The sequence below is a fragment of the Sulfitobacter sp. TMED3 genome, assembly GCF_002167505.1.
Lineage (GTDB): Bacteria > Pseudomonadota > Alphaproteobacteria > Rhodobacterales > Rhodobacteraceae > Sulfitobacter > Sulfitobacter pontiacus.
Window position 1 is genome coordinate 45306 of sequence record NZ_NHBI01000051.1, and the last position, 17717, is coordinate 63022.

Here is a 17717-nt window from a genome sequence, read left to right on the forward strand (position 1 = left end):
TCAGGTCACGACCCGCAGCGTGATGTTGATCCGCCCGCCTTTGGGCAACAGCGTCGAAGACCCCGCACGAATGCGATCGATCCCGTGATAGTTCAGCCGTGCCTCGCCGCCCATGACGACGACATCGCCCGATTGCAGCCACAGGCTGTCGGTCTTGCCGCCGCGCTTTTGACCGCCGACGCGCAACATCCCTTCGTCGCCAAGCGAGATGGACACGACCGGCCAGCGGAAATCCGTCTCGTTCTTGTCCTGATGCAGGCCCATCTTCGCGTCTGACGCGTAATAGTTGATAAGGCAGGACTCCGGCTGCCGCTCNANCCCCGTCAGGTCATTCCAGATCGCCAANACCTCAGGCGGGATCGCAGGCCACGGGGTGCCGTTGGGGTGGGTTGGCGCATAGCGATAGCCCTGCGTATCGGACAGCCAGCCGTAGTCCCCCGCGGAGGTCATACGCACCGACATCTGCTGCCCGCTTGGCATGACGGGACGGAAGAACGGCACCTGTTTGACCACCCCGCGCACGGCATCCAACAGCCCGCGCTGCGCCGACAACGTAAGGTAAGATTTGTGAATTTCGAAGCCGCGTAACCGCAATATCGTCATCTAAACGCCCTTCTTGCCTGCTTTCGCGAAAAATCCACGCAGAATCCGCCTCTCCTTTCTCATGCAACGGTTGCAGGGTCCATATCTGCTCCTTATATACGCCGAGAACCGCTAAAGGCATCCGGCCTTTGGTGAAAAAGATCGGGGCAAAGGTGCCACAACGGGCCTGCGCTTCGTGTCATCGCCTTGAGTAAAAGAGGGATCAAACATGGCCAAAGTTATTGGTATCGACCTAGGAACGACAAACAGCTGTATCGCCATCATGGACGGCAGCCAGCCTCGCGTTATCGAAAACGCCGAAGGCGCGCGCACCACGCCCTCCATCGTTGCGTTCACAGACGACGAACGTCTGGTTGGGCAGCCTGCCAAACGGCAAGCGGTTACCAACCCCGACAACACAATTTTCGGCGTGAAACGTCTTATCGGCCGTCGCAATGACGACGCGGATCTGGCCAAGGACAAAAAGAACCTGCCCTTCACCGTCATGGACGGTGGGAACGGTGACGCATGGGTACAAGCCAAGGGCGAGAAATACTCCCCCTCGCAAATCTCTGCGTTCATCCTTGGCAAAATGAAGGAAACAGCGGAATCCTATCTGGGCGAAGAAGTCACCCAGGCCGTGATCACTGTGCCTGCCTACTTTAACGACGCTCAGCGTCAGGCGACCAAAGACGCGGGCAAGATTGCCGGTCTGGAAGTGCTGCGGATCATCAACGAACCGACAGCGGCGGCCCTGGCCTATGGTCTGGACAAGAAAGACACGCAAACCATCGCGGTCTATGACCTTGGCGGCGGTACGTTCGACGTGACCATCCTTGAGATCGACGATGGCCTGTTCGAAGTGAAATCCACCAACGGTGACACGTTCCTCGGCGGTGAAGACTTCGACATGCGCATCGTGAACTACCTTGCGGATGAATTCAAAAAGACCAACGGCGTCGACCTGACCCAAGACAAGATGGCGCTTCAGCGTCTGAAAGAAGCGGCAGAGAAGGCCAAGATCGAACTGTCCAGCGCAAGCCAGACAGAGATCAACCAGCCGTTCATCTCGATGGGCAAAGATGGCTCGCCACTGCACATGGTGATGAAGCTGACCCGCTCCAAGCTGGAGCAATTGGTTGGTGACCTGATCAAAGCGTCGATGAAGCCATGCGCAGCAGCGTTGAAAGATGCCGGTGTATCCGCATCCGAGATCGACGAAGTCGTTCTGGTCGGCGGTATGACCCGTATGCCGCGCGTCATCGAGGAAGTGACCAAGTTCTTCGGCAAAGAGCCCCATAAGGGTGTTAACCCTGACGAGGTTGTTGCTTTGGGTGCGGCCATTCAGGCCGGTGTTCTGCAAGGCGACGTCAAAGACGTTGTTCTGCTGGACGTGACACCGCTGAGCCTTGGTATCGAAACGCTGGGTGGCGTGTTCACCCGTCTGATCGACCGCAACACCACGATCCCGACGAAGAAGTCGCAGGTCTTCTCGACCGCCGAGGATAACCAAAGCGCCGTGACCATCCGCGTCTTCCAAGGGGAGCGTGAAATGGCTGCGGACAACAAGATCCTTGGCGCGTTCAATCTGGAAAGCATCCCACCCGCACCCCGCGGCATGCCCCAGATCGAAGTGACCTTTGACATCGACGCAAACGGTATCGTTGCCGTAGGCGCGCTGGATAAAGGGACAGGCAAAGAGCAGAAGATCACGATCCAAGCATCCGGCGGTCTGTCCGATGCGGATATCGAAAAGATGGTGAAAGACGCCGAAGAAAATGCCGACGCCGACAAAGAGCGCCGCGCATTGATCGAGGCGAAAAACCAAGCGGAATCGCTGATCCACTCGACCGAGAAGTCGCTGGAAGAGCATTCTGACAAGGTTGACCCGACCACCGTCGAAGCGATCGAACTGGCCATTGCTGCACTGAACGACGAACTGGCGACCGACAATGTTGATAAGATCAACAACGGTATCCAGAACGTTACCGAAGCGGCGATGAAACTGGGCGAAGCCATCTACAAGGCGGCTCAGGACGAAAACGAAGACGTTGCCCCGGCTGCGGATGCACCCGAAGGTGACGACGATATCGTCGATGCCGATTTCGAAGATCTGGACGATAACAAGCGCGCGTAAGCACGCCCACGGAACCACTGAAGGGGCCGGTCCGCTTGCCGGGCCGGCCCGTCACGTTCCAGCGTAGGAGCTAATTCATGGCCAAACGTGATTACTACGAGACGCTCGGCGTCGCTAAAGGTGCCTCTGCCGACGAGATCAAAAAGGGCTACCGCACCAAAGCCAAGGAATTGCACCCCGATCGCAATGCCGACAACCCCAATGCCGAAGCCCAGTTCAAAGAAGCGAACGAAGCTTACGAAGTCCTGAAAGACCCCGAAAAGAAAGCCGCCTATGACCGGTATGGTCATGCGGCCTTTGAAGGGGGTATGGGCGGTGGCGGTGGCCATCGTGGCGGCGGCTTTGGCGGCGGCGGTCAGGGCGACTTCTCTTCGGCGTTCTCTGACGTGTTTGACGACCTGTTCGGCGACTTCATGGGNGGCCANCGGGGNGGCGGCGGACGCCGTGCCGCNCGCGGTGCCGATCTGCGCTATAACCTCGGGATTACGCTCGAAGACGCGTATCGGGGCATGCAGAAGTCGATCAACGTGCCCACCTCTGTGGCCTGCGATTCCTGTAACGGTTCCGGGTCAGAAGGCGGCGCAGAGCCGACCACCTGCCCCACCTGTTCCGGTATGGGCANGGTCCGTGCTCAACAGGGNTTTTTCACGGTCGAACGCACCTGTCCGACCTGTTCGGGCATGGGTCAGATCGTCAAGAACCCCTGTAAATCCTGCCGCGGTGCCGGGCGTGTTGAAAAAGACCGTGCGCTGTCGGTGAACATCCCTGCGGGCGTTGAAACCGGCACACGTATNCGTCTGGCCGGCGAAGGCGAAGCAGGCATGCGCGGCGGGCCGTCNGGTGATCTGTACATCTTTATCGAGGTGCAGGACCACAAGCTGTTCGAACGCGACGGGCCAAACCTGTTCTGCCGCGTTCCCGTTTCGATGAGCACCGCCGCCCTTGGGGGCAGCATCGAGGTGCCAACGATCGACGGTGGTCGTGGCCGCGTGCAAATCCCTGCGGGCAGCCAGTCCGGTCGCCAGATGCGTCTGCGCGGCAAGGGTATGCCCCCGCTGCGTGGGGGTGGCACGGGCGATATGATCATCGAACTGGCAGTCGAAACGCCGGTGAACCTGACCAGCCGCCAAAAGGAATTGTTGCAGGANTTCGAAAAGGAATCCTCCAACAACAATCCTGAAAGCAGCAGCTTCTTTTCGTCGGTGAAATCCTTCTGGGATTCGATGAAAGGGTAANACCTGAGCATACAAAACATCGGGCGGGGCGCAGGCTCCGCCCTTTTTGTTTNTGCCCCNGCCCGCGTTAACGGGATGATAACCTCTTTGGCCGCAAGCTGGGCCAATGGGACGCAACAACGCTCACTTCTCNGACCCGCGCCTGCCNTTTCTGGGGGACGAAGCGGTGCCCGCACCGCCAGCATCGGGCAAACAGCCGTCGTATATCGCGGATCACCGACAACGTTTGCGCGCACGCTTTATGCAGGGCGGTGCCGCAGCGATCCCGGACTATGAACTGCTTGAACTGGTGCTCTTCCGCGCCATCCCGCGCCGTGATGTCAAACCGCTGGCCCGTGCNCTNATGGACAGGTTCGGCGACTTCAACCGCGTGATCACCGCGCCNGANCCNCGGCTTAGGGATATCTCGGGCGTGGGCGACGCNGTGATTGTCGAGCTTAAGGTGATTGAAGCCGCAGCCCACCGTATGGCGCGNTCNAGGGTGATGCGNCAGCATGTGCTNTCAGGCTGGGACGCTCTGCTTGANTATTGNCACACCACGATGGCGCACCGCGAAACCGAACAGTTCCGCGTCATNTATCTGGACCGCAAGAACGTCGTCATCGGCGATGAGGAACAGGGCAAGGGCACTGTCGATCACGTCCCCGTCTACCCGCGAGAGGTCGCCAAACGCGCGCTTGAACTGAACGCCAGCGCGCTTATTCTGGTGCATAACCACCCCTCGGGCGACCCTACNCCATCNCAAGCCGACATCGNCATGACGCAGCAGATTTTCGCAGCCTGCAGCGCCCTTGGGCTGACCCTGCANGACCATCTGATCATCGGCAAATCACGCGAGCTTAGTTTTCGCAGCGAAGGGTACTTATAAGCGCAACTGTCGTGTTCGAATTTGCGNANTTTACCGGATCACCCCTCGGCACTAGCTTTGGCCTATGTCCAATACGCCGCCCCCCGACCCGCTTTCCCTGATGCAGCGCGATGGCCTGCCCGATCCGTTGCGTGCGTTGATCAAAGCCTTCCCCCGCGACGGTTGGGAGGAGAACCCGAATTACTCCCGCCTGATCGCGTTCTGGTTGGATCGTCATATGATGTTCCGCCGTCTGNTGGANCAGATGGAGGGGGACGCGCAACTGGCGATGGACCGCGTCGAGCCGCCCGAGACCTACAAACGCAAACTGTCGCGTTTCGGCGGGATGTTGATCAACGAGCTGCACGGTCACCACCATATCGAGGATGCCCAGTATTTTCCGGTGATGGCGCAGCTTGACCNANGNGCGGCGCAAGGGTTCGAGATTTTGGATCGCGACCACCACAGTCTTGATGGTATTTTGAACGATCTGGCCGAGACGGCGAATACCGTCCTGCGCCATGAGGGGGACGCGGCAGGTTTCCTNGACAGTACCGCGGCCATGAAACAGCGGCTGGATGCGTTCAANCCCATGCTGAACCGCCATCTGATCGACGAAGAAGAANTGGTCGTGCCGGTGNTNCTGAAATACGCCCCGCCCCAGTTTCGCTAGGGTTTAGCGCACCCAGACCTCTACCCGCCGGTTGGCCTGACGCCCCCATGCGGTATCATCACAGGCCATTGGCATCGCCTCGCCAAAGGCGTCCAGATCCAGCGTCACACGTTCCAGATTGGCGGTCACCGCCGCGGTGATCACCGCTTGCCGCACGGCTTCTGCCCGACGCAGCGCGATGTCACGGTTGGCGAAAGACGCGCCCTGCCCGTCACTGAACCCCACGAACAACAAACGGCGCGCGTCGTACTGCCCCACCTCGAGCGCACGGGCGAGTTGCTGCACGTTTGACCGCGATTGTGCATCCAGACGCACCGATCCCGCCTCGAACCGGAAAGAGGTCGACAGCCGCGCCATGGGCTTCAATGCCGCATTCATCCGCTGTAGTTCCTCAAGCGTGTTTTCCGGCCCCGCCACAGCAATCGCGTTTGTAAATCGGTTGCCCTGATCCTCGACGGGGATCTCCTCGGGCGTCTGATCCACAAACCCCGCGCGCCGGATCACGATCTGCGCCGCAGGGCTGCGGGTAAAGGCCAGAAACTCACGCGCCACCTGCGGCAGACGGCGGGCCGGAAAGTACAGAAACATCGGCGCGGTCAGCGGGTAATCTTCGGTCTTGATGGTGCGGCGCGAGGCATCGAGCGCAAAGCCACAGCGGCCAGAGAGCGTCAACACATCGGTATCACGCTGTTCGGCATAGCTGGTGATGCCAAGCGCGAAACTGTCGTTTGCCACCGCTTCCGCCAGATCGGCAGGGCGGGCATGGCGGGTGATATTGTCGGTGAACATCAGCGTCGCGGGCCGCATCACCTGATCACTGATCGCCTGTGCCAGCCCGCTGCTGGTATCGGGCAGATGCAGATCAATGGGTGCGTCCGGCCCGCCAAGCGCCTGCCAGTTGGTCACCTTCCCCGCAAAAGCCCGCGCCAACATCAACGGAGAGATCTCCTTGACCGGGTTCGAGGCCGACACCACCGGCACCACAGCATCAAGCGACAGCACGCGACTGCGGTTCAGGCCCGTCATATCACCCAACCCCGCCTCGCGCGCGCGGACCCGCTCTTCGGGGCGCATTTCGCGCAGGGACATCACGATATCCGCCTCGTCCGCCAGTAGATCGGCAAAGCCTTCGTCACTGTTGCTTGCCCGAAACATGAACAATGCAACGGTTTGTTCACTTTTTTCGTCGATCAACCGGTAGGTAAAGCGGTGTTCGTCTTCATCCTCGCGCACAGCGGTATAGCCGTTGCGCTGCGCGAACCCGTCTATCAAGGCAGGCATCAACACTTCGCCCATCGTGGCCGATCCCGAAAGCTGCAGCTCGGCGACGAAAGGGTCCAGATTGGGGCAGCCCGGCCCTTCGCATTGAACGCCGGTGCTGTCGATCGTCAGCTCGCCATATTCGGTTTCGACGCGGTAGAACTCGCCATCAAAGCCCAGCAAGGTGCCGCTTAGTTCAATCTTACCATCGCGGGAGGAAAGCGCGACATCCTGCGCCCCTGCGGACAGCGTCGCCGAACATAAGAAAAGTGCGGCGAGAACCGCCGCACGTATAATCGTGATCATAAGACCCCAAGCGTTGCGTTAGTGTCCCGCAACCTTCATGTCTTGGAGCAGATTATTCAACACAAGAAAGCTGCCGACCGCATCACAATCCGGCACTGCGATGCTTAGGTCGCGGGTTCTGAGCGTGGCATCGCCAAGCAGTTCGATCGATTGCGCCTCTATCTCCTGGCCGCAGTTCGCCTGGATCACTTCGGCTTCCACGGTCAGCGCAACGCGGGCATCGGCGTTTTCCATCGCAGCGGGGAATGTGTACACCTCGGCCACCAGTGGCTCTGCCGCGCTGAGGTCGCCGTTCACAGTCATAAATCCGCCTTCACCGGTGATCGCAGAGGCAACGCTGCGCGGCTTGCCAGCCCAGACATGGCCCGAACCATCATAGTCGGACCCGAATTCGCGGGCGTGCATCTGGAAACCCGTGTCGCCCTTCCATTGCAGAACCACGCGGTCAAATTCGGCCAGATCATCAATCTTCGCATCCGCAATCGCACCTTCGCCGTTTCCGAAAGCGATGACAAAGGTCGCATCCTGCGCAAGCGCAGGAACGGTAATGTCCAGCGCGCCGGTGTCAGATGTCGTTTGGGTAAAGATCATGCCGCTGTGATGCACCGTGATCCGTTCGTTTGGCATGCAGGGCGCAGCCAGTGTGAGGTTCACCATAGCTGCCGCGACGGGGCGCGCGTTTGCGGTGATATCGCAAGTCTGTGTGGCCGCTGGCTCCGTCGCAATTGGGGCGGAAACTGGGCGAGAGATCGGTTCGTCCGCGCTTGCAGCGGCCAACATGACGGGGGCAGAATCGGGCAGCTCCACCGTGGGCTCCAGCGGGGCTGCATTGAACTCGGCCGAGGTGAGGACGATGTCTTCGACCTCGAGCACGGCATTCTCGTTGCTTAGCCGGCGCAGCTCTTGCTCTTTCACAGCGGCGTCAGAGCCATAGCGGGCTGTCGCAGCGTCAGAGCTTTGCATCACGTAGCCGATGCCCAAAGCGCAGGCGAGCGTGCCAGCAGCTGTCGCGATCTCTTTCATACGTGCCATCTGAGGGTCCTCACTGGGATAACTTCCCAATGAATATCGCCTAGCAGAGCGGCCCTGTTATGACCCTTGAGGGGAAAGATTTGGGCAGTTTTGAGGCATGCCCAAGCCTTGCTTAGCTGTCGTAATAGCCCTTGCCGTAGGCCCCATAGGCACCGTATTCGCCGCCATAGCCATAGCGTTTCATGCCTTTCTCATCGATCTGGCTGAGCACAAGACCGGTGATCCGCTGGTTCGAGTTGTGGAAGAAACGCATCGCTTCCTCGACCAGTCCCTTGTTCGTGCTGTCCCATTTCACAGAGAACAGGATCGCGTCGGCATTCTGCGAGATGATACGAGCATCCGGCACAACCAGCACAGGCGGCGTGTCGATGATGATGAAGTCATACTGATCGCGCATCTCGGAGATAAAGGATTTGAACCGATCGGAGGAGAAGATATCCGCCGCGTTCACATTGGTCTTTTCGCCGCCCAGAACATCCGCGCCGAAACCGTCTGGCGTATGGATCGCATCGGCGAATTTCACATCGCCGTTCAGGACAGACGCGATGCCGTTGCGCGGCATTTCGGGGAAGTATTCATTCAGCGTGCGGCGGCGGATATCGCCTTCGACCAGCAGGACGGATTTGCCCAGACCGGACAGGAATTTCGCCAGCGACAGCGAGACGGTGGTTTTACCCTCCCCCGGGATGGACGAGGTCGATACGATGACCTGCGGCTTTTTGTCGAGGTTCGACAGCATCAGCGAGGTGCGCAGGTTGCGGATCGCTTCGGCGGCGGCAGACGTCGGCTTGTCCGACAGATACTTGAGCGTGTCCTTGCGGTGACGCGTTGGGATCAGCGGGATCTGCCCGATCACTGTATAGCCGGTATGTTGCTCAAGCTCGTTCGCGGTGCGGAACGTGCGGGTTCTGAATTCGCGCAGCAGCACGAGCCCCGAGCCGACCATCGCCCCGAGGATCATCGCCAGCGCAATGATCTGCGATTTCTTCGGCGCGCTTGGTGAATTTGGCACGACCGAGCTAGATAGCATGCGGCTGTCGGCCTTCTGGATACCTTCTTGGGCAGAGGTCTCTTTGAGGCGGGTCAGGAAATATTCATACAGCAGACGCGTTGCTTCGGATTCACGGGTCAGCTGTTGCAGCTCAATCAGGTCTTGTCCTTGCGAGGCCAGCTGCTCCCCAAGCTCTTTTTCCGAGTTGCGCAGCGCCTCAAGTTGTTGCGTGCTGCGCACAAGATCGGCCCGAACCCGCGTCATCACTGTATCAAATCGTAAATCAAATGCCGTCTGGTTCGTCTCCGACGACAGCCCGTTGCTAAAGATACGCGTCAGTGCGGCGTCTTGCGCGGCGTCGAGCTTTTCATCGGGCGTTTGCGCAGCCTCTAGGTCGGCAAGGCGTGTTTCAAGCGCTTCGCGCGTCAAAGCAGCACCATCAATGCGGTCACGCAGCTCTTTGATCTGACGCTCAAGCGCTTGCAGCCCTTCGATCGAAACCAGTTGAGTGCGCGCCGTAAATTCGGATACTTTCTTTTCGGCATTCTCAAGCTCGATCTGAAGCTCGGACACACGGTTGCTTAGCCATTCAGTCGCTTTTTCCGTCGCCTCGAATTTCACTTCGATCTGGTTGAGGATGTACAGTTCAACAATCGTATTCGCGATCTGGGCAGATTTAACCGGAGATTCCGTTTCAGCCGTGACGTTGAACACAAGGCTTTGGCGGATGTTAGAAACCGAGACCTTGTCCAGCAAAGCCTGCACAACCGCATCGCGGGTTTTGGCTTTCTGAAGCTCGGGGTCCAGCTCTTCTTCGGGTGCCCCCGAAGACAGCATCCCCTTGAGGCCAGAGATCATGCCACCGATCATGGATGGTTCGCGCAGTTCGCCGTTAAACTCAGGGTCATCAATCAGGTTCAGCCGGTCGACAACTTTGCCTGCCAACCCACGGGACCGCAGTACCTCGACCTCTGTATTGACCTCGGTGCTATCGCCCGAGAACCCGCCAACCACGGCCTGCAGGTCCACGATGCTGTCTTCTTTGGTGTCCAGAACCACAACCGCGGTGGACCGATAGGTCGGCACAGCCACGCCATAGGCATAGTACCCCGCCAGCAGCATGAAGATCAGTGTGACAGCAGCGATAATCAGTTTGCCGCGCCACAACGTACCAATCAGCGCGCCAAGATCGATGGTGTCGTCATCTTCGTCCCTGGGCCCGGAAAAGTTCGATTGGCTTTGGTTCATCATATGCATGTGGTCCGTTGATCATTGCCAGAACTGGCTAAAAGTAATGTATCAGGCAAGATGCCCGCGGTATCGCAGGTAGCGTCAACGGGCATGAGATGAAGAAGGTCTGCCTGTTATGCGATTGCGCCCAAAGGGTGATGGCGGCCTTGCTAAATCCTTATGAAAAAAATTCAATCAAAAGTCGTGTAAAATTGTCCCCTATCGGGAAATCGCGCTGGAATTACGTCACTTTAGTCCATTCTTGGCGATATAGCTGGCCAAATCAAGGATCAGTTGCCCCCGTGCCGCCGCTATGGCAGCCGGACCCCCCTTGGGGTCGAAAGCCACGGTCAGGTCAAACAACCCCGATCGTTCGCTTCCACCGGTGGATACGGCGACGAAATACTGGCCCGAGGCGCGGAACTGGCCTGTTTCAGCGGCCAGCAATTCGGTGAACCGCAGCTCAAGCCGCGCATCGGGATAGGCTTCGAATGGCCAAGGCTCGGATGCGATCCGNCGGTTGGTGAGGCGCGACAGGTTCTCGCTCAATTCCAAGGCGACGGCCCGCTCGGGCGAATCCGCCCAAAGTTCGTCGGAAGAGCTCACCAACGTGCCGTTCGATTTGCGCACGTGGATTTCATCGGCAGCCGCATAGCTGGGCAGCGATACGTCACGCACTTCGACCGAAGTGAAGCGGATGCTCACCTGCTCTGTGACCGGGGGCATGTCCACGGCATAGCGATCTGCGGATCCACAAGCGGCAAGAAAGGCCACGAGACCAAGGCTTGCGATACTTTTTACAACGTTCATATTTTACCGTCCCAGCAACAATGAATTGGGGTTACGTTCAATGGTGCGCGCCAAGGATGCAAGCGCATCGGCTGCTTTTTGGATATCACGCATGGTTTCTTGTGCGGTACGGCTGATCTGATCACCCTTGTTGTACCCTTCAATTGTACGCTCTGCCTGCGTGAACAGGGTCGACAGACGGTTCACGATCTGTGGCAGGTCTTGTGCCGACACCGCGATATTATCCGCCGCGTTACGCGCTGATGCCAGCGTCTGGTTCACGTTCTCGACCGCGCCGCCTTCGCGCAGTTCCTGCAGCGTATAGTTCAGCTCGTCCAAGGCGTTTTTCAGCGATCCGGGCAGCGCCACGGCGTCCGGTGTACCAATCACCTGATCGGCAGAGCGGGTCAGCGCGGTCAACTCGTCCACCAGCTGTTGCAGTTCCAGCTCGCTTGCCTTGGCGGCGACGGCCTGCATCTCTTCGACCAGTTCGGGCACGCCCTCGGTCGAGGTGCTGAAGGATGTGGCGGCCTCCGAGACGGAGTCGACCGCATCCAGCAGACGTTTCGCCATCTGCTCTTCCTCGAGTGTCGCGACCAGCGTCTCGACACGCAGCAGCGTGGCGTTCAGCGATACGGGGATATTCTGCACCTCATCCGACGATACCAGCCCCGTGACCTCGTTGATCAACGTGCGGACATCGCGCGGGGTCTGTTGCAGCTCGTCGCTGCCAACAAAAGCCTGTAGTGAATTCATCAGACCGATGGCGCTGTTCAGCAACTCTTCGATGGGCAGGTTGTTGATGCGGCTAAAGACACCTTCGACGGTGGCAGCGGCATCTGATGTTTCGTTCTTGGTCGTCGGCATAACAGGGAAGTTTTCGCCCGCGGCCACCAGACGCCCGCTTGGCGCGTCTTCGACCACCACCAGTTCAACCTTCAGACCACCGGTCAACAGGCTGGCAGAGGCAAGCCGCGCGCGCAGACCGTTCACAACACGGTCCTGCAAGAACGCCAGCGCGCTTTCGGCGGATACNTCCCCCGGCAGGCCAAGCCGCGCGGGCTGGATGGCCAGCGTCACGTTCAACCGGACGCGGCTGTCACCAAACTGGTCGTAATCCACGATACCGGCAAGGGTGTCGACCTCGCCGATGTTCAGACCGCTCAGCTCGACAGGGGCGCCGACGGCCAGTCCGGAAACGTTTTCATCAAAGATCACGTTGATCAGCAGCGGCTCGACTTCCGAGGCGTTGAAAACCGCGCTGCGAGCGTCTTCCTTGCTTGGGAAAATGTCGAAGACGGTGCCGTCTTGCACGCGGTCGCCGCCGGAAACGAATGTATCAAACGTCACCCCGCCCCCGATAAGCGTCGCAATGGACTGAAAGTCGATCTCGGCACCACCTGGCCCGAGGGAGAGGCTGAAACCAGAGCTGTCCCAGAAGCGTGTGCTGCTGTTGATCAGGTTGCGGTGCTCTTCGTAAATCAGCGCCTCTACGATGGCAAAGTTCCCGCGTGGGGCGATCTCTGCCTTGCCCAGACGGCCCACCTCGATCCCGCGATACAGGATCGGGGCATCATCGGTCAGGGTGCCGTTGCCAACGGTGCGGAAGGCGATTTGCAGACCGGATTGCCCGGCGCGGATCAGCGGTGGCGAATCCGACCCGACGAACCGTTCGGCAAAATCGCCCACTTCGTCATTCCAGCTGCCCTCGATATAGACGCCGCTGAGCACCGTACCCAACCCCGAGATCCCCTGCGCCGAAACCTCGGGCTGGACGATCCAGAAGGACGCGCTGGCGTCGATAAAGGGGGCCACATTCTTGTCCACGCGGATCGACGCGACGACCTTGCCCAGACCGGTGGTAAAGCCGACTTCCTCGACCCGGCCAACGGTCACGTCACGGTAACGCAATTCGGTCTCGCCCGCCTTGATGCCGGCGCCTTTGTCAAATTCGACAAAAATCACCGGACCGCGGGAATTGTAGCTGTTGAACGCAACACCCAAAGCCGCAACCAACGCCAGGATCGGAATGATCCAGACGATCGACGCGCCGCTCAGGAACAGTTTGCGCGCGGATTTAACCTTAACCTCGGGTGGCGTGTCAGACATGTTGATCGGGGTCCCCATCGAAAGCATTCGTGTCCCAGATCAGTCTGGAGTCGAAGGCCTGTGCAGAAAGCATGGTAAAAATGACCGACAAGGCGAAAAACATGCTCGCAGGGCCGGGGTTAATGGTCGCAAGGGTTTTGAGTTGCACCAGCGACGAGAGGATCGCAACCACAAAGATATCGATCATAGACCAGCGGCCGATATACTCTACAATTTCATACATCACATGGCGCGACCGATGTGCCGCCGCATTACGCGTCTTAACGCTGACCGCCAGATAGGCGATTGCCCAGAACTTGGCCAGCGGGATCGCGACCGACGCGAGCAGGATGATAAAGGCAATACCGTAGGAGCCGTGATGCGCCAGTTCGACCGCACCGCCGACGATGGTGCTTTCATCCACCTGAAACAGGGTCCGCGTTTTCANCATCGGGTACATATTGGCGGGGATATAGCACATCAGCCCCACGACCCAGAACGCCCAGACCCGCTGCATACTGCCNAAGTCNCGCGACAGCATCTTGTGGCCGCAGCGTTGGCAGACAGGCGTGCCGATAGGCCACGCACGGGTNCACCGTGTGCAGGCCACCAACCCCATNTCGCGGGCGCTTAGGATTTTTTGGGATTTTCCAGCGAATTCCATACCGACCATTTACACATGAATTTGTCCTGCGCCACAATCAGAACAACCAAACCACAAAACATCCAGAAAGCTGGCCCAAACCCCACAGTTGCCAGATCGGCAATCTTCACCAGCGCCACGGCACAGCCAAGCGCGAAAATCTCGGCCATCGACCACGGTTGCANCGCTTGCGACAGGCGGAACGCCTGCATNGCGTGGCGTGCGGGCGGCAGGTCCAGCACGATGGGGACCAGTACATAAAGCGTCAGCATCACCCGCGCCAAGGGCACCAGCATGATCAAGGCAGCCGTCGCCAGCGACANCAGCAAAAGCGGCCCGCTGGAAAACGCCAGNGCCGCNTCCATCACAGAGACAGAGTTCTTGTTGCCCGCCGCATCAATATCCAGAAACGGAAAGAACGTCGCGCCAAGGATCAGAACAAAGGTGGCAATGGCGATGGCAATGATCTTCAGCCCCGCCTTTTTGCGCGGTTCGATCAAGACGGTGTGGCACCGTTCGCACACCGCCTTCTCGCCGACCTTGGGCACCTTGAGGTGGTACACGGCGTCGCATTGGGGGCAGACGATAATCTCCTCCAGATTGACGGATGGTGCAGGGTCGACAGTGTCTTTCATCCCCTTGGTATAAAGGAGATCACAAACCGTGTGTATCGAATTCTGGACACGAAAAATTCATCCTCCACGTCGGCGGAATCCCGTCAATGCAGGTTCCAGCGCTGGAACATTCGCGCAGTGTCTTTGTTGTGTCGGTGAAGATAGCGAAGATGAAAGGAGCTTTCTAATGACACAGATCACAGACGCGAAAATTCTGATCCTATCCACCAATGGTTTCGAGCAATCCGAGCTGGAGCGCCCGTTGAATGACCTCAAGGCCAAAGGGGCCACCGTGCATGTTGCCACCCCCGATGGCGAAGATATCAAGGGCTGGGACAAAGACGACTGGGGCAATACAGTTGCTGCCGACAAAGCCCTGTCGGATGTCACTGTTGGTGACTACGACGCGATTGTCCTGCCCGGCGGTCAGATCAACCCCGACCTGCTGCGCGCCAACAAGGACGCCGTATCGCTGATCAAAAGCTTTGCTGACGCGGGCAAGACCGTTGCCGCGATCTGCCACGCCCCTTGGCTGCTGATCGAAGCAGGCATTATCAAAGGCCGCGCCGCAACCTCCTACGCCTCAATCGCGACGGATGTGAAAAACGCCGGTGCGCATTACGAGGACAGCGAAGTCGTNGTGGACCAAGGCATCATCACCAGCCGCTCCCCCGANGATCTGGATGCGTTTATNNCCAAGATCGTCGAGGAAGTCGAAGAAGGTGAACACAACCGCAAAGCCGCTTGAATTAGGCNACAGCGAAACACCAAGGCGGGGNATGNGCCCCGCCTTTTTTCGTGCGCAGGGANANAGTTACGCCACNACCCCCGGCATCAGGACGTTGCGCGANCCTTCCTCGAACGCGTCCAGCTTCTGATGCCAGACGGTTCCGGGCCAGCGNTGCTCCATCTCGCGTTTGCGGGGGCGATAGACAGCGGTATACAGCGTGCCGAAGCCTGCGTTGAACTGGTGCGAATANAGCGGCGGTTTCAGGAANGTGTTGATGAATTTCTCTTCCGGATCACGGTGGAACCGCAACCGTTGCAGCAGATATCTTTCNCGTTCAACCGTCGCCGTAAAGCGCGCATGGCTGATCCATTCGACNTTCTCCTGATGGTTGGTCGCCACCGCTGCCTTGGTGATGATNGCNGGCCGGTCCGGTGCCATCAGCGCCGTCAGATACTTGCGTTTGCGGTCCAGCACGGTGACGTTATAGCTCATGTGGGTCGGCACACGTGCCAGAATTTCGCCCGCTTGCTCGGCAGTCTCGCAGGTTTGCAGCACATAGCGCAGGATCAGCGGCACGCCAAAGCCCACCCCCACCACACGACGGCCCCCAAAGGTGAGCGANATNGACAGCCCCGCNTCGTTCACCCCNTCNACNAGCCCGAACAACCCGTCAGAGGTGCCCATCACGCGGCGCCCCTTCCAGCCGGTGTGCAGCACCAGACTGTCGAAAGCGTTGGTGTTATAGTCATAGTTGCGCACCATGACAGGTTCCTTGCCNCCCCAAACCGCCNGACTGCATCCCGANAGATAGGGCGGCGGGCAGTAAAAGCTCAGGAACCTTGCCGCCAGATCACCCCCGCCCGCCTGATCACATAGATCTTCGTACAGCGGGATGAGGTCNGGCATATGCGCCTTGAGCGCACGACGACATTCGGCATAGGTCGGGCGNGCGGGCTCGCCCTCCTTCAGCCACCATTTACGGTAGNNNGGCCANTATTCGGCGAAAAGCCCGGCCCATTTGGGACCGGGCANTTCTTCTGAAATGGCACGCCACAGCATGTGCTGCCCTTTCGGTGCTTAGAGGATTTTGAACGCCGGATCAGACATCGCCGGACCCGCCTCTGCGACGGGCAGAGGACGACCGTTCACCGATTGCTTGATCCCGTGGATCCACTTTTTCGCGCGCTCATTCAACTGGAAAGACTTCGTCATCGACCGACCGCGGGTCACAAGGATGCCAATATCGGCCCCTTCATAGCGGTAATCACCCGGTTGCAGGATGCGCAGGAAGAACGCTTCGTTCTCGGACTCNACGGCGCGACGGTGATAATCGAAACGGTCGAACACAACGCGGCCATCTTCCAACATCTTGTAAATGCCTGTTTCGGGCGCTTCGGNGCAGATATCGACGCTGTCTTCGGTATGTTTGATCACCATCTGGCTCCAGCCGTCGATCATCTCGGGGTCGGCCCAACGGTTGTTCAGCTCTTCTACATCCAGATTGAACTTCTTCTTGCTGAATTCCAGCAGGTGGAACAGGAACAAGGGCGCATCCGCATGGGCAAAGGCGGCGTGGTTCGTCATCGACGACGCGCCCGTGATGCGCGGGTTCAGCTCGCCCAGCCAGATGTCACCGGTCTTTTTGTCGATCAGGAAGTCGAGCTCGAAATAGCCGCGATAACCTTCCTTGCGCAGCTGTTCGCCGAACTTATAGGTCAGCTCGCGCGCTTTCTGNCGGACCTTGGGCGGGAAGGCGGTCGACAGGATTTCNTTGCCACACCAGCCCCCGCGATAGGGCGTCAGATCCTTGAAACCGACCAGNTCCGTCATCAAGGGGCCAACGATCGTGCCCTCCTTGGTGGCNCAAGCCTCGATCGCGGAACCGCGNCAGTCNATCCGCTTCATGATCTTGATCTCGCCCTCGCCGACGATCTCGGATTCATGACGGCGGAAGTCTGCTTCGGACTTGATAAAGAACGTCGTGTGGCCACTGTCACCAAAGGCGGATTGCAGCACCAGATCGTGACCGATCCCGGCCTTCTCGCAGGTCTTCTTGAGGTCTTCGTAATCCTTGACCTCGGCCAGCACGTTCGGCACCGACGGCACACCGGCCTTGTTGCCGATCCGCACGGTTTCGATCTTGTTGTCCATCTTTTGGCGCAGCTTGGCCTTGGGGAACCAGACATCCGCCCCCAGTTCTTTCGACAGGCGTTCGGTTTCCTCGTCGAACATCAGGAACACGAACTTGGGCTTGCCACCGCGCCGCTTGACGAAATCGATGACTTCTTTGTGCTGCAACAGATAGTTGTTGATGTCTTCGATGCTCTGGAATTCAGCGTGGGGCTGTTCCGAGGGGCAGAACACATTGGGGTGCTTGCCGCCGTAGCAGTCGATGTAGCAGATATACTTAAAGTTTTTCACCCACTCATCGAGACCAAGAAGGTTAAAGTTCGTGGCCGAGATAAAGTAAACAGGGTCTTCGTTACGGTGAAAGAACCGACGAATTTCCGAGATATTCTTGAGAACAGTCGTTGCCATGATATTTGGTCCTTTGNTTAAT

At 58.7% G+C, this 17717-nt stretch carries 15 protein-coding genes; 5 read left to right on the plus strand and 10 right to left on the minus strand.

Translation table 11 applies throughout. From position 1 onward, the window contains the following. Entirely contained in the window at positions 1-603 is a 603-nt protein-coding gene (locus CBB63_RS12900) for an alpha-ketoglutarate-dependent dioxygenase AlkB family protein (RefSeq protein WP_286699431.1), read from the minus strand. 208 nt (positions 604-811) lie between these two features. On the opposite strand from CBB63_RS12900, the gene dnaK reads away from it, so the two are divergent. The 4 genes from dnaK to CBB63_RS12920 all read left to right on the plus strand — a co-directional run bounded on the left by dnaK (position 812) and on the right by CBB63_RS12920 (position 5474). After that, positions 812-2719: a molecular chaperone DnaK gene (gene dnaK / locus CBB63_RS12905; protein WP_005850585.1), complete on the plus strand. Its 1908-nt coding sequence runs from the start codon at positions 812-814 to the stop codon at positions 2717-2719. A gap of 77 nt (positions 2720-2796) precedes the next feature. Beyond that, positions 2797-3954 carry a molecular chaperone DnaJ gene (gene dnaJ, locus CBB63_RS12910; RefSeq protein ID WP_286699432.1) on the plus strand — a complete coding sequence of 386 codons (1158 nt, stop codon included), beginning with the start codon at positions 2797-2799 and terminating at the stop codon, positions 3952-3954. Positions 3955-4060: 106 nt separating this feature from the next. Next, a complete protein-coding gene (gene radC, locus CBB63_RS12915) occupies positions 4061-4822 on the plus strand; it encodes a RadC family protein (RefSeq protein ID WP_286699433.1) in 762 nt (253 codons plus the stop codon). 100 nt (positions 4823-4922) lie between these two features. Then, positions 4923-5474, plus strand: a complete 552-nt coding sequence (locus CBB63_RS12920; protein ID WP_502695930.1) for a hemerythrin domain-containing protein — start codon at positions 4923-4925, stop codon at positions 5472-5474. Positions 5475-5477: 3 nt separating this feature from the next. On the opposite strand, the gene CBB63_RS12925 is transcribed toward CBB63_RS12920, so the two are convergent. From CBB63_RS12925 to CBB63_RS12955, 7 genes are all read right to left on the minus strand, one after another. After that, positions 5478-7040, minus strand: a complete 1563-nt coding sequence (locus tag CBB63_RS12925) for a substrate-binding domain-containing protein (RefSeq protein ID WP_286699435.1) — start codon at positions 7038-7040, stop codon at positions 5478-5480. An 18-nt stretch (positions 7041-7058) separates the two neighbouring features. After that, a complete protein-coding gene (locus CBB63_RS12930; RefSeq protein WP_286699436.1) occupies positions 7059-8072 on the minus strand; it encodes a hypothetical protein in 1014 nt (337 codons plus the stop codon). A 112-nt stretch (positions 8073-8184) separates the two neighbouring features. Further along, complete coding sequence (locus tag CBB63_RS12935) at positions 8185-10320, minus strand: polysaccharide biosynthesis tyrosine autokinase (RefSeq protein WP_502695925.1); 2136 nt, start codon at positions 10318-10320, stop codon at positions 8185-8187. Between the two features lie 219 nt (positions 10321-10539). Further along, the gene (locus CBB63_RS12940; RefSeq protein WP_286699438.1) at positions 10540-11103 is read right to left on the minus strand and encodes a PqiC family protein; all 564 of its coding nucleotides are present in this window, start codon (positions 11101-11103) and stop codon (positions 10540-10542) included. Between the two features lie 3 nt (positions 11104-11106). Then, a complete protein-coding gene (locus tag CBB63_RS12945) occupies positions 11107-13218 on the minus strand; it encodes an MlaD family protein (protein WP_502695926.1) in 2112 nt (703 codons plus the stop codon). Continuing rightward, the gene (locus CBB63_RS12950; RefSeq protein ID WP_286699440.1) at positions 13184-13789 is read right to left on the minus strand and encodes a paraquat-inducible protein A; all 606 of its coding nucleotides are present in this window, start codon (positions 13787-13789) and stop codon (positions 13184-13186) included. Before CBB63_RS12950 ends, CBB63_RS12945 begins: the two co-directional genes overlap by 35 nt. An 11-nt stretch (positions 13790-13800) precedes the next feature. Further along, complete coding sequence (locus CBB63_RS12955; RefSeq protein WP_286699441.1) at positions 13801-14448, minus strand: paraquat-inducible protein A; 648 nt, start codon at positions 14446-14448, stop codon at positions 13801-13803. Between the two features lie 166 nt (positions 14449-14614). On the opposite strand from CBB63_RS12955, the gene CBB63_RS12960 reads away from it, so the two are divergent. Continuing rightward, entirely contained in the window at positions 14615-15175 is a 561-nt protein-coding gene (locus CBB63_RS12960; RefSeq protein ID WP_286699442.1) for a type 1 glutamine amidotransferase domain-containing protein, read from the plus strand. A 66-nt stretch (positions 15176-15241) separates the two neighbouring features. Here CBB63_RS12960 and CBB63_RS12965 read toward each other — a convergent pair whose 3' ends face one another. Both CBB63_RS12965 and CBB63_RS12970 read right to left on the minus strand, forming a co-directional pair. Continuing rightward, positions 15242-16216 (minus strand): C45 family autoproteolytic acyltransferase/hydrolase, encoded by a 975-nt coding sequence (locus CBB63_RS12965; RefSeq protein ID WP_286699443.1) that lies wholly within the window; start codon positions 16214-16216, stop codon positions 15242-15244. Positions 16217-16234: 18 nt separating this feature from the next. Further along, positions 16235-17695: a biotin carboxylase gene (locus CBB63_RS12970; RefSeq protein ID WP_286699444.1), complete on the minus strand. Its 1461-nt coding sequence runs from the start codon at positions 17693-17695 to the stop codon at positions 16235-16237. Between the last annotated feature and the right edge of the window lie 22 nt (positions 17696-17717).